Source organism: Aurantimonas sp. HBX-1, from assembly GCF_021391535.1.
Lineage (GTDB): Bacteria > Pseudomonadota > Alphaproteobacteria > Rhizobiales > Rhizobiaceae > Aurantimonas.
Window position 1 is genome coordinate 3,642,031 of the sequence record NZ_CP090066.1, and the last position, 24,241, is coordinate 3,666,271.

Below are 24,241 nucleotides of genomic sequence, written 5' to 3' on the forward strand. Positions count from 1 at the left end.
TACCGATGCCGGACTACTTGCCGCGAAGCCGGCTCAGCAGGCCGGTCTTCTTCGGCTTGCGACCCTCGTGGCGGCCGGTCAGCACGTGGGCGATGTGGTCGAACGCCGCCACCGCCACGTGCTTGGGGTCCGTCTCCACCACCATCTGGCCGTTGTTGGCCGCCTTGCCGAAGATCTGCGGGTCGAAGGCGATCTGGGCGATCGGCTCGAGGCCGAGCGGATCGCAGAATTCCCCCGGCTCGATCTCCGGGCGCTTCGGCATCGCCAGCTGGTTGAGCACCAGATGCGGCGGCGGGTCGTTCGGCCGCAGCTTGCGCAGCGTGTCGACGAGGTTCTTGGTGTTGCGCAGATTGGCGAGGTCAGGGGTCGCGGTGATGACGATCTGGTCGGCGCGCATCAGCACGTTGCGCGTCCAGTCGCCCCAGGCGTGCGGCACGTCCAGCGCCACCACCGGCGCACCCCGCTGGGCCGCCTCGATCAGCGCGTTGAAGGCGTCGCCGGCGAAGTCGTAGGTGCGGTCCAGCGCCGACGGCGCGGCCAGCAGCGACAGGTGCTCGGCGCATTTCGACAGCAGCCGGTCGAGCAGCACGTCGTCCATCCGGTCGGCCGAGAAGATCGCCTCGGCGATGCCCTGGGCCGGGTCCTGGTCGAAATTGATGTTGGCCGTGCCGAAGGGCAGGTCGAGATCCGCCAGCACGACATCGCTGGAAAAGCGCTTGGAGATCGCCCAGGCGACGTTGTGCACGATGGTCGACGAGCCGACGCCGCCCTTGGCCCCGACGAAGGCGATGGAGCGGCCGAGGGGCTCGGCGTCCGGGGCGGTGAACAGCGTGCCGATCACCTCCATGACGTCGGCGATCGAGATCGGCGCGACGAGGTATTCCGAGATGCCCCGCCGCATCAGGTCGCGATAGAGCGTCACGTCGTTGTAGTGGCCGATGACCACGACCTTCGAGCCGGGGTCGCAGACGTCGGCCAGCGCTTCCAGCTCCTCGACGAGTTCGCCGGGCGCAAAGCGCGACTCGAGGATCACCAGGTTCGGCGTCGGGGCGCTGGAGAAATGCTCGGCCGCGGCCCTGATGCCGCCCTTGTGGACCCTGAGATGCGCCTTGGCCATGCGCCGGTCGAGGCCCGCCTTCTCGATCGGCTTGGCCACCCCGTCGGTCTCGCAGAAGGCCTGGATCGAGACCCGCGGAATCGGACGGACGTCGTTCAGCGCGTCCGGCGACGCCTCGGGGGCGACGGCCTCGGCCTCGGGAAGGGGCAGGTCGATGATGCTCTCCGCTACTACCATTCGTAATCGCTTTCGGTCTCGGGGGCTTCCGACGTCGTGCGCTCGCCCCGCCGGTAGTGGTCGAGCACGGTAGTCCGGCGTTCGGCGTCGATCGTGTCGACGCCGCGCGGCGACAGGAGATCGCGCGGATCGGCGATCTGTGCCGCGAGGTTCTGCTGCGTGGCGCAGCCGAAATTGTGGTAGTTCTTGTTCTCCGACGTCTCCGTGAGATCCGCCGGCCAGCGCCCGCACGGGCCGGTCTTGGCGACGAGGGTGGTGAAGGCCAGCCGGATCGGGGTCGGCCCGCTGGCGCCTGGTGCCGGATAAGGCTGCACGAAGATCCGATCGCGGCCGATGCGGCGCCCCTTCAGGACCTTGACGATGTCATGCGACACCCGGTCCGCCGCGTACTGGTTCATCGAACCCGACGGCAGCTGCACCTGGATGAAGTCGGCCCCGGAGGCACGGAAGCGGTCGGCAAAGTCCTCGACCCTTCCGCGGTTGGCGAAGGACAGCGCGCCGTCGGAGACCACAACCGGAATGTCGACGGCGGTCTCGGCCTCGGACACGACGATCGGATGGCGGGTGCGGTAGTCGTCCGGGATCGCGCCGACCTCGACGTGATGCACATTGGCGCAGCCGCCGGCGAGCAGCAGCGCCAGCAGCGGCAGGCAGCGCACCCGGGGGGCGCGGGTCCGGCGCGCGGCGCCGGGGAATCGGATGGGCGGTGTCACGTTCGATCTCCCCGACGCGCTCATTTGTAGATGAAGCCGACGACGCCGTGGTACCGGCCGGGCGGCAGCTTGGTTTCCATGTGGCCGTAGACGCGGTTGACGCGGCCGAGGAAGTTGCCGGCGCCGTCGCTCGATATCGCAAATCCGTCGTCCGGCCGGGCGAGCGCCTGCCGCGCAACCGGTCGCACCAGATAGGGCGTGACGATGATAACCAGCTCGGTCTCGTAGCGCTGGAAGTCGCGGGAGCGGAACAAGGTCCCGAGCACCGGGATCTCCGACAGGCCGGGGAAGCCCGATATGACCTGGCGGGATTCGTCGCGGACGAGACCGGCGATCACCAGCGACCCGCCGGACGGCAGCTCGACGGTCGTGTCGGCAAGACGCTTGCGAATGCCGATGATCGCGGAGCCTTTCGTCGATCCATCGCCGCCAAGATTGAAGGGCGTTTCGAAGGTCGGCTCGGAGACGCTGGTGCGCACCTTCAGGCTGATGCGGCCGGGGGAAAGGACAACCGGGGTGAAATCCAGCCCAATGCCATAATCGACACGGCGGCTGTCCAGTTCGATAAGCGCGCCTTCGATTTCGGTGTCGACGATGCGACCCGAGGCATCGCGGATGTTGGTGCGCTTTTCAGGGGTTATGGTCTGACCGTCGGGAATGGTGAACTCGCCGCCGACCTTGAAGCTCGCCTTCTCGCCGCTGATAGCCGTCAGGCTCGGTTCGGCGAGCGTACGCATGACGCCCGCCTGGTTCATGGCGCGCAGCTGTGCCTCGATCGTGTTGCCGCCGGAACTGTTCCGGACTGCCCCGAAAGTATTCGAGAGAGGGTTGCCGAGACCAAACAGGCTGTTCGTGGCGGCCGAATAGGCGACGCCGTCGATGGAGCCGCTGGCGAGGGAATCGATACCCAGCTGCTTGACCACCGAGCGCTGGACCTCGGCAACCGTGACTTTGAGTGTGACCTGATCCTCGCCGGCGATCTGCAGGAGGTTGACGATCTGGCTCTGCCGCCGGTCCTCCTGCGCGAAGGCGACGTCGCCATCGCCGCCGCCGGCGCCGCCGGAAGCCGTCGCCGACTGGATGTACTGGCCGGTCGTCGCCTCGCCGCCGGTGACAAAGATGCGGGCCAGGCGCTCGGCCTTGGCGGCGTCCTGCGGCGTCTGCACGCTGCCGGTCAGAACGACGTTGTCGTTGAGCATCTCGACCTGGACCTCGGAGCCGGGCACGTATTTCCGGATCGAGGCCTCGAGGCCGCCGATGTCGCGCTCGATGCGCAGGTCGATCGAGGCGATCTGCCGGTTCTGGCTGTCGAAGACGACGATGTTGGTCTGGCCGACCTGCTTGCCGAAGATGTAGATCCGGCGCGCGTCGCGGGTCACCGCGTCGGCGACGGTCGGATTTGCGACGAGGATGTCATGCGCGTCGGAGGAGAGCACGATGACCTTGGTCTTGTTCAGCCCCAGGCTGATCGGCTGGACGCCCTGGCCGACATTGACGACGGTCTGGGCGGCCGCCGGCAAAGGCGAGAGCGGTGCCAGGCCCATCGCGGCGGCGCCGAAAGCGAGCACTGACCGGCGCAGCCCGGTCCGGAGCCGGTGATATCGGGAGGAGGCGATCATCGGGCGGCTCGTCATTTGTTCGTGGTGATGTCGGTGGTCTGGCCGTAGCGGATGACCTTGATCTTCCCGTTGGCGGCGCTCTCCTGGGCAAGCAGGAAGGCGGCGTAGCCGGGCGAGCCGGGAAGCGAATCCGCCAGCGAGCGCAGCGACAGCACGAGGCGGTCGGCCATCTGCTGGGCGGCGGTCAGCGCCTCGGCCTGGTCGGGATCGACCTCGAGTGTGGCGGTGGAGCCGACGACCACCTTCTGGCCGTCCTGCTCCTCGATGGTCTGGTCGATGGCGAGCACCCGCAGGTTGCGCAGCACCGTCTCGGTGACGAACTGGTCGGCCTCGCCATTGGTGCTCGGCTTGCGGCGGGTCATGATGACGTCGACATGGTCGTTGGGCAGCACGAAGCCGCCGGCCGAGGTCTCGGCGGCGATCTGGATCGCCAGGGCGCGCTTGCCGGCGGGAAGGATCGCCGACATGAAACCCTGGTCGGTGCGGATCAGCTTGGCCTCGCGGACCGGTTCCCCGGCGAAGAAGGACTGCCGGGCGATGGAGCCCTTCAGTTCCTCGATGGCCTCCGGCCGGTCACGCTTCAGGATAAGCGTCGGCCCGACGCCGTCCTCCGGCCATTTCTGCCAGGACAGTGCGCCGTCGACGGGGGTGCCCATCGCCAGGTCGGTGGTTGTGGCGAGAACGTCGACGAGCTTGATCGGCGGCTCGGCCGGCTCGGCGGTGATGATCACCGGCTCGACCGGGGCCGGCTGCGAGAGGTTGAGGGCGAGGATGCCGGCGCCGGCGGCGGCGACGAGAGCGACGGCGATCACCGCGAGACGCGCAAGTTTCATCCGACCGACCTCCGCCAACAGTGCCGCAGGGAACGCAGCTCGTTGACGACGGTTATCGCCGGGAAACTCTCAATGTATGGTTAACGAAACCTGTAAAGCCCGCCTGGGACGACGGATAAGTGTTCAGAAGGCCCCGCTGGCCAGGCCGGCAGCGGCATGGTCCATCCATATGCTGTCGGAGAAGACGACAAGGCCTGCGGCACCCAGCGCGATACCGTAGGGAATGCCGGTGTCGCGGTCCAGCAGGCGATCGACAAAGCCAATGCCGGTCACCGGGGCAAGGCTGGCGCGGGAAAGCAGGATCGCCAAGGTGAGAACGCCGCCGAAGACCGCGCCGAACAGCATATACTCGAACACTGCCGGCGTCGGGCCGAACCACAGGGCGGTCGCGGCCAGCAGTTTGGCATCACCACCTCCCATCCAGCCTGCGGCGAACATGCCGAAGGTGACCGCGAGGCAGGCAAAAGCCACGGCGAAATGCAGGCCGATCATGCCGGCGGGCAGGCCAACGAGCAGAGCAGCCGGGGGAAAGGCGACGACAAGAGCAACGGAGACACGGTTGGCGATTGTCATCGAGACGAGATCGCTCATGGCCGCATAAACCATGGCAAAGGGAAAGAGAAGGATCAGCAGAGCTGCGAGCATGGTCCGGGTCCTTCCCGCAACACGGCATCAGAATGGCGGACATTTGCCCGCCATTCCGATGCGATAGGCATTCTGCCGGAGACCGTGCGGCCGAGGCCGGTGGCCCCAGTCGGCAGGATCTTACTTCTTCGGCTGCATGGTCGAGCCGATTTCGTCGAAGGCAGTGGACATCTGGGGCGTCAGGGCACCGAAGATGGCGATGAGCGCGGTAGCCATCAGGCCGGCGATCAGGGCGTATTCGATGGCCGTGGCGCCGGATTCGTCTTTGGCGAAGCGAACGAAAAGCTTGGACATGGGAACTCCTTGAAAACCCGTTTTCAGCACTCCCGTCGACTGTTTTCGTCGATCGGATGGTTCACTGTACCGACAGCCCGTTGCGAACGACTTAAGCGACTTGGTTGAATTTGCGTTACATTGAAGGCTTCGTTTGTCGGGTTCATTTGAAGCGATGCTTCGTTAATCGGCCGTTTACGGCGGACAACTATGACTGTTGCAACCGCCCTCGCATGCAGGCCTGCCCGATGACGACATCCCCCTGCCGGATCCGGCTCCTTCTCGTGCTGGCCGCCCTCACCCTCGCGGCCGGCGGCGCCCGCGCCGCGGACACCGGCGACGTTCTCGGTGTCGCCGTCGACCACGCGCGCATCCTCGAGATCGACCGCCCGGCCGCCACGGTGATCGTCGGCAACCCGGCGATCGTCGACATCGAGGTGCTGAGTTCGGAGCGGCTGGTCCTCACCGGCAAGAGCTATGGCATCACCAACGTCGTGATCCTCGACGCCGGCGGGCAGACGATCCTCGACGAGCAGGTCGCCGTGCAGAGCTTCGAGGCCAGCACCGTGCGGGTCTATCGCCAGGCCAACCGCATCACCTATGCCTGCGCCCCCAAATGCGAGCCGACGGTGACCATCGGCGACAATCCCGACAGCTTCATGCAGGCGACGCAGCAATATGCGACGCGCCAGCAGATGGCCGCCGACGCCGCCAAGCGCTGACCCGCGCCGGCCGGGCGGCCGCGCGTCGCTGCACGTGATCCGTGAAATCCGCCCGCCGGCACCTATCTTCCGGCAAGCAACGCCGCCCGCCGGCCGCTGATCGCGGCGTCGGGACAGGCAGCGTATCGGCAGGGAGACGGCTTTGGGTCGGGCAATACTGATCGTGCTTGATTCCGTCGGAATCGGCGGGGCGCGGGACGCCGAGGCGTTCGGCGACGCCGGCGCCGACACGTTCGGCCATGTCCTCGCGGCGGCAGAGGCCGGCAAGGCCGACCGCCCCGGCCTGCGCCACGGCCCGCTCGCCCTGCCGAACCTTCGCCGCCTCGGCCTGTTGCGCGCTGCCGGACAGCAAGATGCCGGCCCCGCGGCCGCCGGACGCTACGGCTCTGCCGGCGAGGTCTCGCGTGGCAAGGACACGCCGTCCGGCCACTGGGAGATCGCCGGGGTGCCGGTGCTGTTCGACTGGGGCTATTTCCCGCGCACCGTCCCGACCTTCCCCGCCTCGCTGATCCAGCAGATCGTCGACGACAGCGCCATTCCCGGCATCCTCGGCGACCGGCATGCCTCCGGCACCGAGATCATCGCGGAACTCGGCGAGGCGAGCGTCGCCTCCGGCAAGCCGATCTTCTACACCTCCTCAGACAGCGTCCTGCAGATCGCCGCCCACGAGACGCATTTCGGGCTGGAGCGCCTCTACGATCTCTGCGCCGTCGCCCGCCGGCACGTCGATCCGCTGAATATCGGCCGGGTCATCGCCCGGCCGTTCACCGGCGAGGACGCGTCGAGCTTCCGGCGCACGGCCAATCGCCGCGACTATTCGGTGCCGCCGCCGGAGCCGACCGTGCTCGATCGCGCCCTGGCCGCCGGCCGCCGGGTGATCGCCATCGGCAAGATCGGCGACATCTTCGCCGGCAAGGGCATCAGCGAGGTGCGCAAGGGCGACGGCAACATGGCGCTGTTCGACGCGCTGCTCGGCGCGGTGGACGAAGCGGCCGACGGCGACCTGGCGTTCGCCAATTTCGTCGATTTCGACATGCTCTATGGCCACCGACGCGACGTCCCCGGCTACGCGGCGGCGCTCGAGGCATTCGATGCGCGGCTGCCGGAACTGGAAGCGCGGTTGCGGCCCGGGGACCTTGCGATCATCACCGCCGATCACGGCTGCGACCCGACCTGGACGGGCAGCGACCACACGCGCGAGAACGTGCCGGTGCTGGTCTTCGGGCCCGACGTTTCCCCCGGCCCGCTCGGCCACCGCGAGACCTTCGCCGATATCGGCGAGAGCGTCGCGGCGCATCTGAAGCTGCCCGGCGGCCGGCACGGCGCGAGCTTCCTGTGAACGAGGCGCCTTCGCCGGCCGTCGCCCGCGCAAGGCGCGGCGGCGCGCTCCCGATGGCGGAACTGCACTGCCATATCGAGGGCGCCGCGCATCCCGATCTCGTGGAGGCCCATGCGGCGCGCCACGGCATCGACGTCAGCGCCATCATCCACAACGGCCACTATGTCTGGCACGATTTCACCAGCTTCCTCGCCGCCTACGACCTTGCCTCCAGCGTCTTCCGCACCGAGGCGGACTACGCCGACCTTGCCGCCGACCATCTCGGCCGGCTCGCCGCGGCGGGAACGATCTATGCCGAGTTCTTCATCTCGCCCGACCATGCGCGCGAGGCGGGGCTGTCTCCCGAGGCCTATGTCGCCGGCCTGTCGCGCGGCATCGCGCAGGCGCGCCACGACCACGACATCGAGGCGCGGATGATCGTCGTCGGGGTGCGCCATCTCGGGGCCGAGGCGGTGGAGCGGGCGGCACGCTTCGCCGCGCGGCCGGGCCAGCCGCTGGTGACCGGCTTCGGGCTGGCGGGCGACGAGCGGATCGGCGCGCCCGCCGACTTCGCCCGCGCCTTCGCCATCGCCCGCGACGCCGGGCTCGGGCTCACCGCCCATGCCGGCGAACTCTGCGGGGCCGAGAGTGTGCGGGCGACGCTCGATGCGCTGAAGCCCTCGCGCATCGGCCACGGCGTGCGCACCGCCGAGGACCCCGACCTCGTCCGGCGCATCGTCGCCGAGGGCATCGTGCTGGAAGTCTGCCCGGGCTCCAACCTCGCGCTCGGCCTCTATCCGGACGCCGCCGCGCATCCGCTGAAGCAGCTGGTGGCAACCGGCGCGCGGGTGACGCTGAATTCCGACGACCCGCCCTTCTTCCGGACCAGCCTTGCCGACGAATACGCCTTTGCCGCGCAAGCCGGGATCGACGCCGGCACCCGCCTCGGCTTCACCCGGCAGGCGGTCGAGGCGGCCTTCGTCGACGAGGCGACGCGGCGGCGCCTGCAGGATCGTCTCGGCCTCGTGGCGATCGCACTTGGCGCGCCTTCGGCGGGCGGTTAAGCAGGAAGCCGAACCGCAGCCAGAAAGCGAGGCCTCATGGACGGCGTCACCGTCATCGACCACCCGCTGGTCCAGCACAAGCTCACGCTGATGCGCAACAAGGAGACCTCGACGGCGAGCTTTCGCCGGCTGCTCCGGGAAATCTCGACGCTGCTCTGCTACGAGGTCACGCGCAATCTCGACCTGACGATGATCCGCATCGAGACGCCGCTCGAGCCGATGGATTCGCCGGTGCTCGAGGGCAAGAAGCTGGTCTTCGCCTCGATCCTGCGCGCCGGCAACGGTCTCCTGGAAGGCATGCTCGACCTGGTGCCGGCGGCGCGCGTCGCGCATATCGGCCTCTACCGCGACCACGCGACGCTGCAGCCGGTCGAATACTATTTCAAGGCGCCCGAGGACCTCGCCAACCGCCTGGTCATCGTCGTCGACCCGATGCTGGCGACCGCGAACTCAGCCATCGCCGCGATGGACAAGCTGAAGCAGCGTGGCGCGAAGAACATCCGCTTCCTCTGCCTGCTGGCCGCGCCGGAGGGCATCGAGCGGTTCCGGACCGCGCATCCGGACATTCCCGTCTTCACCGCCGCGATCGACAGCCATCTCAACGAGAAAGGCTACATCGTCCCCGGCCTCGGCGATGCCGGCGACCGGATGTACGGGACGAAATAGCGCTGGCAGCGGCCGGGATTTCCGGCCGCCCTTAACCTTTCGGCAACCCCCGCGGCAGAATCCGGGCGGGGCAGACGCCGCCCTTGCCGAAACCTTAAGCCCGACGTCGGAGCCTGCCTGCCAACCCGCAATCGCGCAGGCCGGCCGCCATGTCGAAATTCGTCCTGATCCTTGTCGTCTCGTCCCTCGTCGGGCTTGCGGCCCCGTCGGTGTTCGAGCGCTACCGGGCGCAGATGCTGTCCGGCCAGGTCGAGACGCTGGATCCCGCGCCGACGCTCCAGGATGCGGCCGTAGCCTCTCCGGTCCCCGGCCGGGTGGCCCGGCTGACCGCCGACCGCGAAGGGCATTTCCGCGCGGACGTCCGGATGAACGGGCGGCCGGTACCGGTGCTCGTCGACACCGGCGCGACGCTGGTCGCCATCGACGAGGCGACCGCCAGGCGCCTCGGCATCGTCCTGAGGCCCGCCGACTGGCGCCACAGCGTGCAGACCGCCAACGGCACCGCCCCTGCCGCCGTCGCCCGGCTCGACCGGGTCGAGCTCGGGCCCCTCGCCGTCCGCAATGTCGACGTGATGATCATGCGCGACGGCAATCTGCCAACCGCGCTGCTCGGCATGAGCTTCCTCAACCGCCTGCGCTTCGAGAGCGACGGCAGCCAGCTGACGCTTCGCCAGTGACGGCGGCTGCCGGCTCGGCCGACGCTCAGCCGATCCGCTCGATCACCGCCGCGGCCGGTTCGCGGGCGGGCATGTCCACCAGCCCATAGGCCGACCGGACGGTCGCCGCGGCTTGCGCCAGTGATGCCTCGTCGCGGGCGTGGATGCGGGCGAGCGTCTCGCCGCGCGCTAGGTGCCGGCCGATCGGCGCGAGATCGCTCAGGCCCACCGCGTGGTCCACCGCGTCCTGCGGCCGCGTCCGCCCGCCGCCGAGTTCGACGACGGCAAGCCCAAGGCGCCGGGTTTCGACGCTGGCGACGGTGCCGTCCCGCTCGGCCGTCACGTCGCGGACCAGCGACGCCTGCGGCAGGTGCGCGTCGACCCGCTCGACGAAATCCGCCGGGCCGCCCAGCGCCGCCACCATCCGGCCGAAGCGTTCCGCGGCGCGCCCGTCCTCCAGCGCCGCCATCGCCATGCGTTGGCCGTCGGCGAGCGTCGCCGCGAACCCGGCGAGCACCAGCATCTCGGCCGCGAGCGCGAGCGTCACCGCCTGCAGCGCCGGGTCGCGCTGCGCGCCGGTGAGGAAACGGACGGCGTTGCGGACCTCGACGGCATTGCCGGCCGCCGACGCCAGCGCCTCGTCCATCCGCGTGATCAGCGCGGTGGTGCGGAGACCTGCGCCATTTGCCACGCCGACCAGGCTCGCCGCCAGGGACCTTGCATCCTCCGGGCGCGGCATGAAGGCGCCGGAGCCGGTCTTGACGTCGAGGACGAGGCCCTGAAGCCCCGCCGCGAGCTTTTTCGACAGGATCGAGGCGGTGATCAGCGGGATCGACTCCACCGTCGCCGTGACGTCGCGGATGGCATAGAACCGCGCGTCCGCCGGGGCGAGACGGGCGGTCTGGCCGATGATCGCGCAGCCGATGTCCCGCACCGTCCGGCGGAAGGTCGCGTTGTCCGGCGCCACGCTGTAGCCGGGGATCGACTCCAGCTTGTCGAGCGTGCCGCCGGTATGGCCGAGCCCGCGGCCGGAGATCATCGGCACGGCGGCGCCGCAGGCCGCGACGATCGGCGCTAGCATCAGCGAGACGTTGTCGCCGACGCCGCCGGTGGAGTGCTTGTCGACCACCGGCCGGTCGAGGTCCGACCAGTCGAGCACATCGCCGGAATCGCGCATCGCCTCGGTCAGCGCCACGGTCTCGGCGGTTTCCATGCCCCGGAAGAACACCGCCATGGCGAAGGCCGCCACCTGGCCCTCGGTGACCCGCTCGCCGGCGAAACCGGCGATGAATGCCTTGATGTCGGCGGCGTCCAGCGTCCCGCCATCGCGCTTGGCGCGGATCACCTCCTGCGGCAGCATCAATAGGTGGCCTTGTGGGTGGCGCGGGCGGTGCCGCCGGCGACCGCCAGGAGATCGCCGAGCACAGAGGAGGCGCCGATGCGGAAGCGCGCCGGGCCGGCCCAGCCGGCGCCGCAGACGCTTTCCGCCAGTTCGCGGTAGGACCGGGCCTCCTCGAAGGAGCGTATGCCGCCCGAGGCCTTGAAGCCGACCGTGCCGCCATCGGCGGCGATCGCCTCCAGCATGATCCTCGCCGCGTCGAGGCTGGCGTGGCGGGCGGTCTTGCCGGTCGAGGTCTTGAGGAAGTCGGCGCCGCCCGCCAGCGCTTCCCGCGCGGCCTGCGCGATCAGCTCCGGCGTCTCCAGTTCCCCGGTCTCGAGGATCGCCTTCAGTAGCTTCGGCCCGGCCGCCTGTTTCACCGCCCGGACCTGGCGTTCGACATGGCCCGGTGCGTCCGCCAGCAGGCGATAGTCGATCACCATGTCGATCTCGTCGGCACCGGCCGCCAGCGCCGATGCGGCATCACGTGCGGTCTGTTCCGGGTCGTCGGAGCCGTGCGGAAAATTCACCACCGTGGCGATGCGCAACTGCGGGGCCGTCGATCGCGCCAGCGCGACGAAGCGCGACCAGATGCAGATCGCCGCGACGCGTCCCTGCGGCGTCTCGGCGCGCTTGCAGAGGGCGGCGACGTCGGCCTCGGTGCAGTCGTCGTTGAGGTTGGTCAGGTCGAGGCAGGCGATCAGGGCGCGCGCCGCATCGGCTTCGGAATGGTCGGTCATCGTCAGGCTCTCTCAGAATTCCGGCGGGCCCGACTACGGGCAGGGATCACGGTGAATGCCTCAGAAGCGCGGCAGCGCCGCCGCGAGAATGCGGGCGAGGATCGCGCCGCCCTTCGGCGCCACGTCCTTGGTCTCCTGGTGCGACAGCTCGGCGCCGGTCATGCCCGCACCGTAATTGGTCAGGACCGAGGCCGCCACCACCCTGAGGCCGAGGAAGCGGGCGAGGATCGTCTCCGGCACGGTCGACATGCCGACGGCATCGGCGCCGAGGATGCGGGCCATGCGGATCTCCGCCGGGGTCTCGAAGGAGGGGCCGGAGAACCACATGTAGACGCCGCCGGAAAGCGTCAGCCCTGCCGCCGCCGCGGCCTCCCGCATGTGGCCGCGCAAGCTCGCGTCATAGGCCTCGGTCATGCCGGTGAAGCGCGCGTCGGAAGCCTCGCCGATCAGCGGGTTGCGGCCGGAGAAGTTGATGTGGTCGTCGATCAGCATCACCGAGCCGGGCGCAAGCTCCGGCCTCAGCGACCCGGCGGCATTGGTCAGCACCAGGATCTCGACGCCGAAAGCCTTCAGCGCCGCCAGCGCCGGGCGCATCGCCGCGGCATCGCCGGCCTCGTAATAGTGGATCCGGCCGGACAGGACGACCACCGGCACGCCGTTCAACCGGCCCCAGACGAGTTCGCCGGAATGGCCGCTGACGCCGCTCTGCGGGAAGCCCGGCAGGTCGCCATAGGCAATGCGCAGCGGATCTTCGAGCGCGTCGACGAGCCCCCCGAGCCCCGAGCCGAGCACCAGCGCGATGCGGGCGCGGCGTTCCCCGAGCCGGCTTGCCAGAAGGTCGCGATCGTCGCTCACCCGAGATCGTCCGCAGCGAAGCCGCGCGGGAAGAGGTCGCCGAGCAGCAGGGTTTCCCGCACCCCGGTCTCGTCGCAGAGATGCACCTTGGTGCGCGGATCGGCGAACTCGGCGATGCGCTGGCGGCAGCCGCCGCAGGGCGTGCACAGCGCCAGCTTCTCGGCGAGCACCGCGATCTCGGCGATGCGGCCGCCGCCGTCCATCACCATGTGGGCGATCGCCGTCGTCTCGGCGCACCAGCCTTCCGGAAAGCTCACCACCTCGATGTTGCAGCCGGCATAGATGCGCCCGTCGCTGGTGCGGATCGCCGCGCCGACGGGAAACTTCGAATACGGCGCGTGCGCCTTGCGCATCGCCGAACGCGCCAGCGCGAACAGATCGTCAGCCATCGCCGTTTGTCCTCGTCGGCCGGCCGCGTCGCGCGGCGGCATCATCGTTCTTTCACGTAGGGAATGCCGCCGGCCTTGGGCGGCGTCGCCTTGCCGACGAAGCCGGCGAGCAGCACGACGGTCAGGATGTAGGGCAGCGCCTGGACGAACTGCGCCGGGATCTCGCCGATCAGCGGCAGGGAGATGCCCTGGATGCGGATCGAGGAGGCGTCGAGAAAGCCGAACAAGAGGCAGGCGAACATCACCGGCATCGGCTTCCAGTTGGCGAAGATCAGCGCGGCGAGCGCGATGTAGCCCTTGCCGGCGGTCATGTCGCGGGTGAAGCCGGCGGCCTGGGCGACCGACAGATAGGTGCCGGCGAAGCCGGTGAGGATGCCGCAGATGATCACCGCCCGGTAGCGCAGCCAGGTGACGGAGATGCCGGCCGTGTCCACGGCGGCGGGGTTCTCGCCCACCGCCCGCAGCCGCAGGCCGAAGCGGGTGCGGAACATCACCCACCAGGTGACCGGCACCATCAGGAAGGCGACATAGACCAGCAGCGTCTGGCCGGAGACGATCACCGCGTAGATCGGCCCGATCACCGGCACGTCGGCGATCGCGCCGGCGCCCGGCAGGTCAATCGACGCGAAGCGGGCATCGCCGGTGAGGCTCGGCGTGCGGCCGCCCTGGGCGAACCAGGCCTGGCCGAGGATCATGGTGAGGCCGGCCGCGATGAAGTTGAGCGCCACGCCCGAGACGATCTGGTTGCCGCGATAGGTGATCGAGGCAAGCCCGTGCACCAGCGAGAAGGCGGTGGCGGCCAGCACCCCGACCAGCAGGCCGAGCAGGGCCGAGCCCCAGACCGCCGCCGCCGTGGCGGAGGCGAAGGCGGCGACCAGCATCTTGCCCTCGAGCGAGATGTCGAAGATGCCAGCCCGCTCCGAATAGAGCCCGGCGAGCGCCGCGAAGAGCAGCGGCGTCGACAGGCGGATGGTGGCATCGAGCACGTCGATCCAGGCGCCGAAATCCATCATCGTGCCTCCTCCGCGCCGGCAACCGGGGCCCGGCGCAGGCTCGCCCAGCGGTAGGCGGCGCCGACGCCCGGCCGGAACATGTTCTCCAGGGCACCGGCGAAGAGGATGACCAGGCCCTGGATGATGACGATCATGTCGCGGGAGATCGCCGGCATGTCGAAGGCGAGTTCCGCCCCGCCCTGGTAGAGCACGCCGAACAGCAGCGCCGCCGGAAGGATGCCGGCCGGGTGGCCGCGGCCCATCAGCGCGACGGCGATGCCGACGAAGCCGGCGCCGCCGGGAAAGTCGATCAGCAGCCGGTACTGGTCCCCCATCACCGGATTGAGCGCCATCATCCCGGCGAGGCCGCCGGAGATCAGCATGGTCACGACGACCAGCCGCGTGCCAGGCATGCCGGCATAGCGCGCGGCGCGCGGCGAGAAGCCGAGCGTGCGGATCTCGTAGCCGAGCCGCGTCCGCCAGATCAGCACCCAGACGAAGAGGGAGGCGGCGAGCGCCACGAACAGCGAGACGTTGAGCGGCGCGCCGCCGAGACTGGCGCCGAACAGCTCGAACAGGCCGTCGAGCTTGGGCAGCTGGCCCCCGGCCTCGAACGTCCGGGTCTCCGGCGCCATCGTCCCGGCGGGCTTCAGCACGTTGACCAGCAGATAGACCATCAGCGCCGCGGCGATGAAGTTGAACATGATCGTGGTGATGACGATGTGGCTACCGCGGCGGGCCTGCAGCCAGGCTGGGATCAGCGCCCAGAGCGCCCCGAAGGCGCAGGACGCCGCGACGGCGAGCGGCAGGTTCAGCCACCACGGCAATATGCCGCCGAGGCCGAGCGCCACGGTGGCGACGCCGAGACCGCCGAGATAGGCCTGGCCCTCGCCGCCGATGTTGAACAGGCCGCCATGGAAGGCGACCGCGACCGCCAGCCCGGTGAAGACGAAGCTGGTGGCGTAATAGAGGGTGAAGCCGATGCCCTCGCCGTAGCCGAAGGCGCCGCGGATCATCAGGGCCGCCGCCTCGACCGGGCTTTCCCCGACGAGCAGCACGACGAGCCCCGCGACCGCGAAGGCGACGACGAGATTGACCAGCGGGATGAGGCCATAGTCGATCCAGGCCGGCAGCTTGACGAAGGGACGGCTCATCGCGGCTCTATTCGGGGGTCTTCAGGAGGTCGATATGGCCGCGCTTGGTCAGCTTGAAGAACGGGTTGTGGGCAAGCTCCCAGAGATGGCCGTCGGGATCGGAGAAATAGCACGAATAGCCGCCCCAGAAGGTCGGCTCGGGCGGCTTGACCGGCGCGGCGCCTGCCGCCACCGCCCTGTCGAACAGCCGGTCGACATCCTTCTCCCCGGGCATGTTGATCGCCAGCGCGACATTGGGAAACGGCGCGTCACCGCCCTTCGTCGCGCGGCCGACATCGGCGGCGAGATCCTTGCGGCCGAACAGCGACAGGACCATGCGCTCGCCCTGCATGAACACCACCGTCTCGTTGCCGGCCTTGGTCCGCGTCCAGCCGAGCGCCTCGTAGAAGGCCGCCGAACGTTCGAGGTCGTCGACGGCCAGCGTCACCAGACAGATCCGCGCGTCCTTCACTCCGCCGCCTCCCTTTCGTGCACCCCGGCCATCAAGAGGCCGATCTCGCCCTCGCTGGCGTCCGGGCCGCGCTCGCCGACGATGCGGCCGGAAAACATCACCAGGATGCGGTCCGACAAAGCGCGGATCTCGTCGAGCTCGACCGACACCAGCAGGATCGCCTTGCCGGCGTCGCGCATGGCGATGATGCGCTTGTGGATGAACTCGATGGCGCCGACATCGACGCCGCGGGTCGGCTGGCCGATCAGCAGAACCTCCGGGTCGCGCTCCATCTCCCTCGCCAGCACGATCTTCTGCTGGTTGCCGCCGGAGAAATTCGCCGTCTTCAATCGGCAGTCCGGCGGGCGGATGTCGTAGGCCTCGATTTTTTCGCGCGCGTCGCGGCGCATGGCGTTCAAGTCGAGCAGCGGGCCGCGGGCGAAGCGCCTGTCGCGCTGGTAGCCGAGCATGGCGTTCTCGTTTTCCTCGAAGGCGAGGACGAGACCCATGTGGTGCCGGTCTTCCGGCACGTGGGCGCAGCCGATCCGCCGCAGCATCGCCGGGTCGGCCTCGACGCAGGGGTCGATGTCGTGGCCGGCCATGGCGATCCGCCCGGCCTCGGCGCGGCGGATGCCGGACAGCGCCTCGAGCAGTTCCGACTGGCCGTTGCCGGCGACCCCGGCAATGCCGACGATCTCGCCCGCCCGCACCGTCAGCGAGACATCGTCGACCATGGTCACGCCGCGGCCGTCGCGGACGGTGAGGCCCCGCACGTCGAGCCGGACGGCACCCGGCGCCGCCGGCTGCTTGTCCACCGTCAGCAGCACCCGTCGTCCGACCATCAGCTCGGCGAGTTCGCCGACCGAGGTCGCGGCGGTCTCGCGCGTCGCCACCATCTCGCCTTGCCGCATCACCGAGACGCGATCGGTGATCGCCATGATCTCGCGCAGCTTGTGGGTGATCAGGATGATCGTCTTGCCCTCGTCGCGCAGCTGCCGCAGCACCGCGAAGAGGTGATCCGCCTCGGCCGGGGTCAGCACGCCGGTGGGCTCGTCGAGGATCAGGATCTCGGCGCCGCGATAGAGCGCCTTGAGGATCTCGACCCGCTGCTGCCGGCCGACGGGCAGTTCCTCGACCACGGCGTCAGGATCGACGTCGAGCGCGTGGTCGGCCTCCAGCCGCTTCAGCTCGGCGCGCACCTTGGCAATGCCGGATCTGAGGAGCGGCGACTGCTCGGCGCCGAGCATGACGTTCTCGACCACGGTGAAATTCTCGACCAGCATGAAATGCTGGTGGACCATGCCGATGCCTGCGGCGATGGCGGCATTCGGATCGGCGATCTCGACCTTGCGGCCGCCGACCCTGATCTCGCCGGAATCGGCCTGGTAGAAACCGTAGATGATCGACATCAGGGTCGACTTGCCGGCGCCGTTCTCGCCGACGATGCCGTGGATCGTGCCGCGCTCGACCGTCAGGTTGACCCGCCGGTTGGCCCGGACGAGGCCGAAACGCTTGTCGATGTCGATCAGCTCGATCGCCGGCTCGGCCATGGGCGCACTCTGCACTCGTCCCTCGTGGCAGGACAGTAGTCAGCACGTCCCGCGATGGCCAGCGGAAAGCGCCTCGGCACGGGGTGCAATTCATGGCATAGGCGAGTGCAGCGCGCCGGCCACAGCCGACGCGACGGCGGACCCGGGAGGAACGATGTCAGCCGCAGAGGATCGCACCGGCGGGCGGGCGAAGCCCGGCGCGCGCAGCGCCTACGCCGCCTTCGTGACGCTGCCGACCCGCTGGTCGGACAACGACATCTACGGCCACATGAACAACGTCGTCCACTACGCGCTGTTCGACAGCGCGGTGAATGGCTGGCTGATCGCCAACGGCCTGCTCGACATCCACGCCGGCGAGCGGATCGGCATGGTGGTCGAGACCGGCTGCCGCTATTTCGCCGAGCTCGCCTTTCCCGATCCGGTCACCGCCGGCATCCGCGTCGCGCGGATCGGCAACAGCTCGGTGCGCTACGAGGTCGGCCTGTTCGGCGGCGACCGCGACATCGCGGCGGCCGAAGGGTTCTTCATCCATGTCTATGTGGACCGGGCGACACGCCGCCCGGCGGCGCTGCCCGGGACGATGCGGGCGAAACTTGCGGAGATCGCCCGATGAGCAGCACCGACGAGCCGGCGACCAGCCGGATCGAGGATCTCGAGATCATGGTGGCGCACCAGGCGCAGACCATCGAGGAACTGTCCGAGGAACTGCGCCGCGCCTTCGAGACGATCGAGCGCATGCAGCGCGCGCTGAAGGCGCTCGGCGAGCGCTTCGAGGCGCTGGAGTCGGTGGCGACGCCGAAGGCCGAGATCACCAAGCCGCCGCACTACTGACGTCGTCCGAAGTCTCGGGCGACCCTCAGGGCAGCCGGCCGACCCGCTCCGTCAGCAGGGCGAAATAGGCGTCGGCATCGCCCGAGCGGACCCAGAAGGCGTTCTTCTCCCGGCCCGTGACGCCCCAGTAGTCGGTAACGGTCATGCCGCGCGTCAGCGTGCTGCCGGTCTCTATCTCGACATTCACCGAGCGCCCGGCGAAGATTTCCGGCGCGAGCACGAAGGCGGTAACGCAGGGATCGTGCAGCGGCGCGCCCTCCCACTGGTATTTCTCGACGTCGAAGCCCTCGGAGAAGTCGAGCATCGCCGCCACGGCCGTGCCCGACCGGTTGCCGAGGCCGCGAAACGCCGCGATGCGTTCGCGCGTCGAGCGCATCTGGTGGGTGACGTCGAGGGAGAGCACGGTGATCGTCGCGCCGCTCGCGAACACGATCGCCGCCGCCTCCGGGTCGACATAGATGTTGAACTCGGCCGCCGGGGTGATGTTGCCGACCTCGAAATAGCCGCCGCCCATCAGCACGATGTCCTTGAGGCGCGGGGCGATGTCGGGCGCCTTGCTGAAGGCGACGCCGATATTGGTCAGCGGCCCTAGCGCCAGCAGGCGGATCGATTGCGGCGGATGCGCGCGGATCGTCTCGATCAGGAAGTCGACGCCGTGCTGGTCCTGCGCCGTGACCACCGGGGGCGGCAGGTCCGGGCCGTCGAGGCCGGTCGGGCCGTGCACGTGCTCGGCGGTGACCAGCTGGCGCAGCATCGGGCGTTCGCAGCCGGCGAACACCGGCACGTCGGTGCGGCCGGCGAGCTCGACCAGGCTGAGCGCGTTGCGGGTAGTGTGCGACAGCGGGATGTTGCCGGCGACGGTGACGATGCCGAGCACCTCGATCGCCTCCGGCGAGGCCAGCGCCGCGAGCAGCGCGACGGCGTCGTCCTGCCCCGGATCGGTGTCGAAGATCACCTTCTCGCTCATGCGCCTCGTTCCCTGGGATGGCCTGCTTGACGTTCGACAGCGGCCTTAGCACCCGGATGGAGCGCTGCGAAGTCGCCGCCCCGCTGGCTCGACGAAAAGGGGCGCCCCGCTGCCGGGACGCCCCTTCACTGCGGTAGCCGCGTCAAGCTCAGTACGGACAGCTCGAATCGCTCGTGTAGTCGTGCACCGTGATCGTACCGTCGATGATCTCCTGGCGCGCCTTGTCGGCCGCCGCCTTCATCTCCGCGGTGACGAGCTCGGCATTGTTCTCGTCCATGGCGTAGCCGACGCCGTCCTCTTCGAGGCCGAGCACCACCGTGCCGGCGGTCCAGTTGCCCTTCGCCGCGTCGTCGAAGGCGTCGTAGACGGCGTTGTCGACGCGCTTGACCATCGAGGTCAGCACGTGGCCCGGAAACAGCATGTTCTGGTTGGAATCGACGCCGATGCCGAACTTGCCCTCGTCGGCCGCCGCCTGCAGCACGCCGATGCCGGTGCCGCCGGCGGCATGGAAGATGACGTCGGCGCCCTGGTTCATCTGCGAGCGCGCCAGCTCGCCGCCGCGGACCGGATCGTTCCAGGCCGCGCCGGTGGTGCCGGTCATGTTCTCGAACACCTCGCCGTCCGGCTTCACCGACTTGAAGCCGCCCTTGTAGCCGCAGGCGAATTTCGAGATCAGCGGAATGTCCATGCCGCCGACGAAGCCGACCTTGCCGGTCTCGGACTTCAACGCCGCGAGGATGCCGACGAGATACGAGCCCTCCTCTTCCTTGAACAGGATCGAGCGCACGTTCGGCGCGTCGACGACGGCGTCGATGATGGCGAACTGGGTGTCGGGATATTCGGCGGCGACCGTCTCCAGCGCCGCCGCCTGGGCGAAGCCGACCGAGACGATGGGGCTCGCGCCGTCGCGGGCGAAGCGGCGCAGCGCCTGCTCGCGCTGCGCCTCGGTGGTGATCTCGAATTCGCGATATTCGGTGCCGGTATCGGCCTTGAACTTCTCGGCGCCGTTGAACGCCGCCTCGTTGAAGGATTTGTCGAACTTGCCGCCGAGATCGTAGAGCACGGCAGGGGCGAAGTCGGCGGCGGTGGCGGCCGAAGCCGACAGGACGGTGGCAGCCAGGAGTCCGGCCAGGAACTGTTTCATGGGTGACGCGATCCCTCTTGCGGGGTGACGGGAGAGGCCGCCCTACGGTGGCGGGCGGCCCCGCGCGGCAGCCGACAAGGCGCCGCGACTGCGCCGAGACTGGCACGCCGCAGCGCAAGAATCACCCGAAATCCGCGCGGCCCGCGGCGGCCCCGCGGCCACCCTCGCCCGGCCCGCCGTCGCTCGCGTCAGGAGGCGGCCGCCACCCCGACCCCGATCGGGCAGGCGACGCCGGTGCCGCCGACGCCGCAATAGCCGCTCGGGTTCCGCGCCAGATATTGCTGGTGGTACTCCTCGGCATAGTAGAACGGCCCGGCGGGCAGGATCTCGGTGGTGATCGAGCCCCTGTGGCCGGCCGCGGCAAGCGCCTGCTGGTAGCGCGCCTTCGAGGCCTCGGCGGCCTCGCGCTGGGCCTCGTCGAACGTGTAGATCCCCGAGCGGTACTGGGTGCCCATGTCGTTGCCCTGGCGCATGCCCTGGGTCGGATCATGGCCCTCCCAGAAGGTCTTCAGCAGCTCGTCATAGGAGATCACCGCCGGATCGTAGACGACGAGGACGACCTCGTTCTGCCCGGTCTGGCCGGTGCAGACCTCCTGATAGGTCGGGTTGGGCGTGGTGCCGCCGGCATAGCCGGCCGCGGTGACGTAGACGCCCGGCAGCTGCCAGAACTTGCGCTCCACGCCCCAGAAGCAGCCCATGCCGAACACCGCCGTCTCCAGCCCCTCCGGGAACGGCCCCTTCAACGGCCGGCCGTTGACGAAATGGCGTTCCGCCGTGGGGATCGCCTCGGGGCGGCCCGGCAGCGCCTCGGCGCCGGTGGGCAGCTTCATCTTCTTGGAAAACATGTCGAGAATGTACATGCCGAATTCCTTTCTGGGATCGGAGTAATCGGTCAGCGCAGCGCGTCGCGCCGCACGCGCCGGACGCGGCGCAGCGCCCTGGCAAGCAGCAGGAACAGGATTCCGAGGGCACCCGCCGTGATCGCCACCGACCAGCCGCTGATCGCCGCATAGGAGACCGCGACGGTGGCGCTGCCGGTCACGGCCGGGTCGACGCCGATGCCGAGCAGCGCCAGCGCCTCGCTCACCGGCAGCAGGCGCGGCGCATCGGCGGCCAGCGACCGGGCGATGTCGCCGACGGCGAACACCACGCCGACCGCCAGCAGCAGGGTGCCGAGGACGAAAGACAGGCTGCCGGCGAGGCGACGAAAGAACTGCATGGCTGCTTGCTCCCCCCGGGGATTGTCGGGCCGCGACGCCCCTTTGATTGTCTGCGCATCGCACCGGCGGACAGCCCGGCGGCAGGAGTGCGGCTCGCCGCCCTATGTGGGCATCACGGCGAGCCTCGGCAATGCGCCGGCCGGCGGTGCCGGGCTGACCATTCCGACGCAGGCCCGACCGAGCGGCCGATGCGGCTGCGGCGCGATCGCGAAATCGGCGCTTGAACCGCGAGGCGTTCTGGCTATAGTCCGCGCCGTTCGAGTAGCGGGTTTCGTCGCTGGCCGACCGATGCGCCGGGGCGACCCGGCCGGTTGGCCTTTCGATGGTCCCGAACCGTCCCGGCAAGCCCCGGAGCGGTTGCGTGAAGCGGGTCCAACCCCCCGCCTTCCAGCCCGGACCTGCGGTGAGGTGGCCGAGTGGTTGAAGGCGCACGCCTGGAACGCGTGTATACGGGAAACCGTATCGAGGGTTCGAATCCCTCTCTCACCGCCATCTTCCTGAAATCGAACGTCGTCTGATCCCCGATCGATCGAGGGGAGAGATCCTCGGGACCGGTTCCGATCGGTTGTTCAACGCACGGCTTCGACAAGCTGCAGCGCGTTGGCCGTCGCAGCGCCGAGCGTGGTGTTGTCGTAGATCGTCCAGACATCGGCCCCACGCGCGCCGAGCGACGCGACGAGATCCGCCTGCGCTTCGATGGCCTTCTCGTCGTAGGATGACCGGTAGATGTCGGGGGAACCGTGCAGCCGGAAATAGGCAATGTCGCTGGAGCCTCCCGGGATCGCCGCAGCTGGCAATCTGGCCGGATCAGCCGCGACCCGTGATACCCGCTGCCTTTCCAGCATCCGGTCCACCTCCGGCTCGAACCAGCTGGCATGCCGCGGCTCCAGGACGACGGCCCCGCCGATCACCGCCTTTAGCTCGTCGAAAAACCGTATGGCGATATCGCCGGGGTAGAGAAAGCTCGGGGGAAGCTGGACCAGCACGGGACCGCGCTTCTCGCCCAGGCCGCTCGTCTCCTCGGCGAAGCGCTCGATCAGCGTCCCGCAATCAACGAGCCGGCGCTCATGCGTGATCGCCTTGGGAAGCTTGACGCTGAACCGGAATCCCGGCGGCACGCTCGCCGCCCATCGCTCGTAGGTCGTGCGGCGGTGCGGCCGATAAAAGCTGCTGTTGATCTCGACACATGAAAAGCGTGAGCCATAGCGTTCCAGGTGCGTGCCGACCGAGGCGAACGGCTCTGACAGCGCCGATGGGATCGACCAGCCGGCAACGCCGACGCGAATGGGCACAAGCAGTTCCTCCTGTCCCTGATGGACTGCCGCAGCGTCCTTGCCCGTGCAACTGGACGCGGGGGACAGCGCAGGCTTTCGGCCTCCGGCCGCGTCGCATGAGGCTCTACCGCTGCATATTACAAGCTGGCTGGAAAGGCCCCCGCCTTCGATCCGTTCGGCGACGTCGCGTGTGGCCGTTCGCGGCGAAGGCCAGGCAACGGCCCCTGTCAGCGCGTCAGCCCAGATGCCCCGGCGACCGCCTGGAACGATGGAATTTTCATTGTTTCGGACTCGCCATACCCCGGCATGTCCGGCGCGATCACGAAAGCCACCTCGGCTAGCGCAGGGATCACGTCTCGGAAAGTTCGCGAGGAGCTTGGAAACCCACGGATCAGAAGAAATGCCGGCTTGCTGCGATCGCCCGCGGTCAGGTTAGATCAAGTTCTTTCAAGGCCTGCTCTTCGTCCTCGTGCGAAAGTGCGAGCAGTATTTTCAACCGGCCGTTCTGCTGTCGCACGACATAGCTTATTCGAAACTTCTTTTCGGTCCGCGTCTTGCCAGGCGGTTCGAACGCCAGCCGCCACTCGACGTCGACCAAGAGGTGGTTTGGCGCCAGCGGCGTCGTCGCCACGACCTCGGCCGCCGACAAGACGAGCCCCAGATGGCGCATCGCCTCGGCTTTGACTTCCACGGCGCGCCGATAATTCGCGTCGATTTCAAACGACTCGACACCGGAGGGGGCTGTCTCGATGTAAGGGGAGAAATACGCCGCGCTGATAGTCTCGGCATCGCCTGACGCTGCTGCTCGTGCGTAGGAGTCGAAGAACGAGATCACGCGCTCGGAAGTGGCAGCATCCATCTGTACAATCCTTGCGCCACGAGCCTCGCCATTCCGATCAACTGAATTGCATGGACCAGTTGGGTTCCCATGTCTCGCCGCCGTCGGCGGAGAATGCCTGTTCCCAGATTGGACCTTCTGCGGCTTTCTTTAACCACACGAATTTCACCAGGATCGGTCGCCCGTCCCATTGGTCGGCGGCGACGAATTCACCTCGATCGCCGGTAAACCGGCCGACGACAGGGGGACCGATTTCCGGTGACCGCTGGTCGAGCCACCATATCCGCCAAAGCCCGGTGTCCGCTTCGAATGCGCGTAGAGCGGCAGCGTGGTAGGCGCCGCGAGGGTCGTCGATGAAGTTGTCTTCGACATTCCCGAAACCCGCCAGTAACGGCCGGGTCGAGCTCGTACCGTCGAACTCCACCCAGTCAGACGCATCGGCGAGCCTCGTGGTCAGTTTCCGATGGCGGACCCTCCAGTCGCGATGCAGAAAATCAAAATCGTGCTCGCCGGTCATTTCGCGTTCCTCCATCGGGTCCGGGTCCAATGCAGCGATGTCCGCGTCGCTTGCGACATAAGCCGTTCAGCTTCGTCGCGACATGGAGCCCGGTTTCAGCTCACGAGCATATCCACGCGCGAATGATAAGGTCTATTTCAAAATCGTGGAGGCTATTGT

The 24,241-nt window shown here is 68.6% G+C and carries 29 protein-coding genes and 1 tRNA gene; 8 read left to right on the top strand and 22 right to left on the bottom strand.

All coding sequences use genetic code 11. The features are described from left to right. Nucleotides 1-13 precede the first annotated feature (13 nt). The 6 genes from LXB15_RS17225 to LXB15_RS17250 all read right to left on the bottom strand — a co-directional run bounded on the left by LXB15_RS17225 (nt 14) and on the right by LXB15_RS17250 (nt 5,398). Nucleotides 14-1,294 (bottom strand): CpaE family protein, encoded by a 1,281-nt coding sequence (locus LXB15_RS17225; protein WP_233949611.1) that lies wholly within the window; start codon nt 1,292-1,294, stop codon nt 14-16. Beyond that, the gene (locus LXB15_RS17230) at nt 1,288-2,007 is read right to left on the bottom strand and encodes a CpaD family pilus assembly lipoprotein (RefSeq protein ID WP_233949612.1); all 720 of its coding nucleotides are present in this window, start codon (nt 2,005-2,007) and stop codon (nt 1,288-1,290) included. The genes LXB15_RS17225 and LXB15_RS17230 overlap by 7 nt, the downstream gene beginning before the upstream one ends. Nucleotides 2,008-2,027: 20 nt before the next feature. Beyond that, a complete protein-coding gene (locus LXB15_RS17235) occupies nt 2,028-3,626 on the bottom strand; it encodes a type II and III secretion system protein family protein (RefSeq protein ID WP_233949613.1) in 1,599 nt (532 codons plus the stop codon). 11 nt (nt 3,627-3,637) lie between these two features. Further along, nucleotides 3,638-4,459, bottom strand: a complete 822-nt coding sequence (gene cpaB / locus LXB15_RS17240) for a Flp pilus assembly protein CpaB (protein WP_233949614.1) — start codon at nt 4,457-4,459, stop codon at nt 3,638-3,640. 123 nt (nt 4,460-4,582) lie between these two features. Beyond that, nucleotides 4,583-5,104: a prepilin peptidase gene (locus tag LXB15_RS17245; protein WP_233949615.1), complete on the bottom strand. Its 522-nt coding sequence runs from the start codon at nt 5,102-5,104 to the stop codon at nt 4,583-4,585. A 120-nt stretch (nt 5,105-5,224) separates the two neighbouring features. After that, entirely contained in the window at nt 5,225-5,398 is a 174-nt protein-coding gene (locus LXB15_RS17250; protein ID WP_233949616.1) for a Flp family type IVb pilin, read from the bottom strand. Nucleotides 5,399-5,625: 227 nt separating this feature from the next. On the opposite strand from LXB15_RS17250, the gene LXB15_RS17255 reads away from it, so the two are divergent. From LXB15_RS17255 to LXB15_RS17275, 5 genes are all read left to right on the top strand, one after another. Beyond that, nucleotides 5,626-6,099: a pilus assembly protein N-terminal domain-containing protein gene (locus LXB15_RS17255; RefSeq protein ID WP_233949617.1), complete on the top strand. Its 474-nt coding sequence runs from the start codon at nt 5,626-5,628 to the stop codon at nt 6,097-6,099. 142 nt (nt 6,100-6,241) lie between these two features. Beyond that, the gene (locus LXB15_RS17260; protein WP_233949618.1) at nt 6,242-7,438 is read left to right on the top strand and encodes a phosphopentomutase; all 1,197 of its coding nucleotides are present in this window, start codon (nt 6,242-6,244) and stop codon (nt 7,436-7,438) included. Nucleotides 7,439-7,491: 53 nt separating this feature from the next. Beyond that, the gene (locus LXB15_RS17265) at nt 7,492-8,481 is read left to right on the top strand and encodes an adenosine deaminase (protein ID WP_233953222.1); all 990 of its coding nucleotides are present in this window, start codon (nt 7,492-7,494) and stop codon (nt 8,479-8,481) included. A 36-nt stretch (nt 8,482-8,517) separates the two neighbouring features. Continuing rightward, entirely contained in the window at nt 8,518-9,147 is a 630-nt protein-coding gene (upp, locus tag LXB15_RS17270; protein WP_233949619.1) for a uracil phosphoribosyltransferase, read from the top strand. Nucleotides 9,148-9,296: 149 nt separating this feature from the next. Further along, nucleotides 9,297-9,824: a TIGR02281 family clan AA aspartic protease gene (locus LXB15_RS17275; RefSeq protein WP_233949620.1), complete on the top strand. Its 528-nt coding sequence runs from the start codon at nt 9,297-9,299 to the stop codon at nt 9,822-9,824. A 25-nt stretch (nt 9,825-9,849) separates the two neighbouring features. Here LXB15_RS17275 and deoA read toward each other — a convergent pair whose 3' ends face one another. The 8 genes from deoA to LXB15_RS17315 are packed head-to-tail and all read right to left on the bottom strand — an operon-like array spanning nt 9,850 to nt 17,291. Then, nucleotides 9,850-11,163, bottom strand: coding sequence for a thymidine phosphorylase (gene deoA / locus LXB15_RS17280; RefSeq protein ID WP_233949621.1), 1,314 nt, complete (start codon nt 11,161-11,163; stop codon nt 9,850-9,852). Further along, nucleotides 11,163-11,921, bottom strand: coding sequence for a deoxyribose-phosphate aldolase (gene deoC / locus LXB15_RS17285; RefSeq protein WP_233949622.1), 759 nt, complete (start codon nt 11,919-11,921; stop codon nt 11,163-11,165). Before deoC ends, deoA begins: the two co-directional genes overlap by 1 nt. A gap of 60 nt (nt 11,922-11,981) precedes the next feature. Next, nucleotides 11,982-12,776, bottom strand: a complete 795-nt coding sequence (locus tag LXB15_RS17290; protein ID WP_233949623.1) for a purine-nucleoside phosphorylase — start codon at nt 12,774-12,776, stop codon at nt 11,982-11,984. Further along, nucleotides 12,773-13,165: a cytidine deaminase gene (locus LXB15_RS17295; RefSeq protein ID WP_233949624.1), complete on the bottom strand. Its 393-nt coding sequence runs from the start codon at nt 13,163-13,165 to the stop codon at nt 12,773-12,775. Before LXB15_RS17295 ends, LXB15_RS17290 begins: the two co-directional genes overlap by 4 nt. Before the next feature lie 41 nt (nt 13,166-13,206). Then, nucleotides 13,207-14,175: an ABC transporter permease gene (locus tag LXB15_RS17300; protein WP_233953223.1), complete on the bottom strand. Its 969-nt coding sequence runs from the start codon at nt 14,173-14,175 to the stop codon at nt 13,207-13,209. Next, complete coding sequence (locus LXB15_RS17305; RefSeq protein ID WP_233949625.1) at nt 14,175-15,311, bottom strand: ABC transporter permease; 1,137 nt, start codon at nt 15,309-15,311, stop codon at nt 14,175-14,177. Before LXB15_RS17305 ends, LXB15_RS17300 begins: the two co-directional genes overlap by 1 nt. Before the next feature lie 7 nt (nt 15,312-15,318). Beyond that, on the bottom strand, nt 15,319-15,762 hold the full coding sequence (locus tag LXB15_RS17310; RefSeq protein ID WP_233949626.1) for a VOC family protein: 444 nt from the start codon (nt 15,760-15,762) through the stop codon (nt 15,319-15,321). Next, nucleotides 15,759-17,291, bottom strand: coding sequence for an ABC transporter ATP-binding protein (locus LXB15_RS17315; RefSeq protein WP_233953224.1), 1,533 nt, complete (start codon nt 17,289-17,291; stop codon nt 15,759-15,761). The genes LXB15_RS17310 and LXB15_RS17315 overlap by 4 nt, the downstream gene beginning before the upstream one ends. A 154-nt stretch (nt 17,292-17,445) precedes the next feature. Between LXB15_RS17315 and LXB15_RS17320 the strand changes: the two genes are divergently transcribed. After that, nucleotides 17,446-17,904 (top strand): thioesterase family protein, encoded by a 459-nt coding sequence (locus LXB15_RS17320; RefSeq protein WP_233949627.1) that lies wholly within the window; start codon nt 17,446-17,448, stop codon nt 17,902-17,904. Continuing rightward, nucleotides 17,901-18,122 (top strand): SlyX family protein, encoded by a 222-nt coding sequence (locus LXB15_RS17325; protein ID WP_233949628.1) that lies wholly within the window; start codon nt 17,901-17,903, stop codon nt 18,120-18,122. Before LXB15_RS17320 ends, LXB15_RS17325 begins: the two co-directional genes overlap by 4 nt. Before the next feature lie 25 nt (nt 18,123-18,147). On the opposite strand, the gene LXB15_RS17330 is transcribed toward LXB15_RS17325, so the two are convergent. The 4 genes from LXB15_RS17330 to LXB15_RS17345 all read right to left on the bottom strand — a co-directional run bounded on the left by LXB15_RS17330 (nt 18,148) and on the right by LXB15_RS17345 (nt 21,452). Next, on the bottom strand, nt 18,148-19,089 hold the full coding sequence (locus LXB15_RS17330) for a nucleoside hydrolase (RefSeq protein ID WP_233949629.1): 942 nt from the start codon (nt 19,087-19,089) through the stop codon (nt 18,148-18,150). 148 nt (nt 19,090-19,237) lie between these two features. Then, a complete protein-coding gene (locus tag LXB15_RS17335; protein WP_233949630.1) occupies nt 19,238-20,233 on the bottom strand; it encodes a BMP family protein in 996 nt (331 codons plus the stop codon). Between the two features lie 188 nt (nt 20,234-20,421). Further along, entirely contained in the window at nt 20,422-21,093 is a 672-nt protein-coding gene (gene msrA / locus LXB15_RS17340; RefSeq protein ID WP_233949631.1) for a peptide-methionine (S)-S-oxide reductase MsrA, read from the bottom strand. A 32-nt stretch (nt 21,094-21,125) separates the two neighbouring features. Continuing rightward, nucleotides 21,126-21,452, bottom strand: a complete 327-nt coding sequence (locus tag LXB15_RS17345; RefSeq protein WP_233949632.1) for a hypothetical protein — start codon at nt 21,450-21,452, stop codon at nt 21,126-21,128. Nucleotides 21,453-21,855: 403 nt separating this feature from the next. On the opposite strand from LXB15_RS17345, the gene LXB15_RS17350 reads away from it, so the two are divergent. Then, nucleotides 21,856-21,945, top strand: a tRNA-Ser gene (locus LXB15_RS17350). Between the two features lie 77 nt (nt 21,946-22,022). On the opposite strand, the gene LXB15_RS17355 is transcribed toward LXB15_RS17350, so the two are convergent. The 4 genes from LXB15_RS17355 to LXB15_RS17370 all read right to left on the bottom strand — a co-directional run bounded on the left by LXB15_RS17355 (nt 22,023) and on the right by LXB15_RS17370 (nt 24,082). Beyond that, on the bottom strand, nt 22,023-22,745 hold the full coding sequence (locus tag LXB15_RS17355; RefSeq protein WP_233949633.1) for a DUF72 domain-containing protein: 723 nt from the start codon (nt 22,743-22,745) through the stop codon (nt 22,023-22,025). 209 nt (nt 22,746-22,954) lie between these two features. Next, nucleotides 22,955-23,158 carry an alpha/beta fold hydrolase gene (locus LXB15_RS17360; protein WP_370640241.1) on the bottom strand — a complete coding sequence of 68 codons (204 nt, stop codon included), beginning with the start codon at nt 23,156-23,158 and terminating at the stop codon, nt 22,955-22,957. Next, entirely contained in the window at nt 23,155-23,586 is a 432-nt protein-coding gene (locus LXB15_RS17365) for a hypothetical protein (RefSeq protein WP_233949635.1), read from the bottom strand. The genes LXB15_RS17360 and LXB15_RS17365 overlap by 4 nt, the downstream gene beginning before the upstream one ends. A 37-nt stretch (nt 23,587-23,623) precedes the next feature. Beyond that, entirely contained in the window at nt 23,624-24,082 is a 459-nt protein-coding gene (locus LXB15_RS17370; protein ID WP_233949636.1) for a DUF1579 domain-containing protein, read from the bottom strand. Between the last annotated feature and the right edge of the window lie 159 nt (nt 24,083-24,241).

What these genes read in the sequence shown, in the direction of transcription:
- LXB15_RS17245 (WP_233949615.1), bottom strand. Translation starts at nt 5,104, where the DNA reads ATGCTCGCAGCTCTGCTGATCCTTCTCTTTCCCTTTGCCATGGTTTAT.
- LXB15_RS17235 (WP_233949613.1), bottom strand. Translation starts at nt 3,626, where the DNA reads ATGATCGCCTCCTCCCGATATCACCGGCTCCGGACCGGGCTGCGCCGG.
- LXB15_RS17315 (WP_233953224.1), bottom strand. Translation starts at nt 17,291, where the DNA reads ATGGCCGAGCCGGCGATCGAGCTGATCGACATCGACAAGCGTTTCGGC.
- LXB15_RS17300 (WP_233953223.1), bottom strand. Translation starts at nt 14,175, where the DNA reads ATGGATTTCGGCGCCTGGATCGACGTGCTCGATGCCACCATCCGCCTG.
- LXB15_RS17255 (WP_233949617.1), top strand. Translation starts at nt 5,626, where the DNA reads ATGACGACATCCCCCTGCCGGATCCGGCTCCTTCTCGTGCTGGCCGCC.
- LXB15_RS17335 (WP_233949630.1), bottom strand. Translation starts at nt 20,233, where the DNA reads ATGAAACAGTTCCTGGCCGGACTCCTGGCTGCCACCGTCCTGTCGGCT.
- LXB15_RS17275 (WP_233949620.1), top strand. Translation starts at nt 9,297, where the DNA reads ATGTCGAAATTCGTCCTGATCCTTGTCGTCTCGTCCCTCGTCGGGCTT.
- LXB15_RS17345 (WP_233949632.1), bottom strand. Translation starts at nt 21,452, where the DNA reads ATGCAGTTCTTTCGTCGCCTCGCCGGCAGCCTGTCTTTCGTCCTCGGC.
- LXB15_RS17250 (WP_233949616.1), bottom strand. Translation starts at nt 5,398, where the DNA reads ATGTCCAAGCTTTTCGTTCGCTTCGCCAAAGACGAATCCGGCGCCACG.
- LXB15_RS17325 (WP_233949628.1), top strand. Translation starts at nt 17,901, where the DNA reads ATGAGCAGCACCGACGAGCCGGCGACCAGCCGGATCGAGGATCTCGAG.
- LXB15_RS17305 (WP_233949625.1), bottom strand. Translation starts at nt 15,311, where the DNA reads ATGAGCCGTCCCTTCGTCAAGCTGCCGGCCTGGATCGACTATGGCCTC.
- LXB15_RS17295 (WP_233949624.1), bottom strand. Translation starts at nt 13,165, where the DNA reads ATGGCTGACGATCTGTTCGCGCTGGCGCGTTCGGCGATGCGCAAGGCG.
- LXB15_RS17330 (WP_233949629.1), bottom strand. Translation starts at nt 19,089, where the DNA reads ATGAGCGAGAAGGTGATCTTCGACACCGATCCGGGGCAGGACGACGCC.
- upp (WP_233949619.1), top strand. Translation starts at nt 8,518, where the DNA reads ATGGACGGCGTCACCGTCATCGACCACCCGCTGGTCCAGCACAAGCTC.
- LXB15_RS17370 (WP_233949636.1), bottom strand. Translation starts at nt 24,082, where the DNA reads ATGACCGGCGAGCACGATTTTGATTTTCTGCATCGCGACTGGAGGGTC.
- deoC (WP_233949622.1), bottom strand. Translation starts at nt 11,921, where the DNA reads ATGACCGACCATTCCGAAGCCGATGCGGCGCGCGCCCTGATCGCCTGC.
- LXB15_RS17265 (WP_233953222.1), top strand. Translation starts at nt 7,492, where the DNA reads ATGGCGGAACTGCACTGCCATATCGAGGGCGCCGCGCATCCCGATCTC.
- LXB15_RS17320 (WP_233949627.1), top strand. Translation starts at nt 17,446, where the DNA reads ATGTCAGCCGCAGAGGATCGCACCGGCGGGCGGGCGAAGCCCGGCGCG.
- deoA (WP_233949621.1), bottom strand. Translation starts at nt 11,163, where the DNA reads ATGCTGCCGCAGGAGGTGATCCGCGCCAAGCGCGATGGCGGGACGCTG.
- msrA (WP_233949631.1), bottom strand. Translation starts at nt 21,093, where the DNA reads ATGTACATTCTCGACATGTTTTCCAAGAAGATGAAGCTGCCCACCGGC.
- cpaB (WP_233949614.1), bottom strand. Translation starts at nt 4,459, where the DNA reads ATGAAACTTGCGCGTCTCGCGGTGATCGCCGTCGCTCTCGTCGCCGCC.
- LXB15_RS17365 (WP_233949635.1), bottom strand. Translation starts at nt 23,586, where the DNA reads ATGGATGCTGCCACTTCCGAGCGCGTGATCTCGTTCTTCGACTCCTAC.
- LXB15_RS17225 (WP_233949611.1), bottom strand. Translation starts at nt 1,294, where the DNA reads ATGGTAGTAGCGGAGAGCATCATCGACCTGCCCCTTCCCGAGGCCGAG.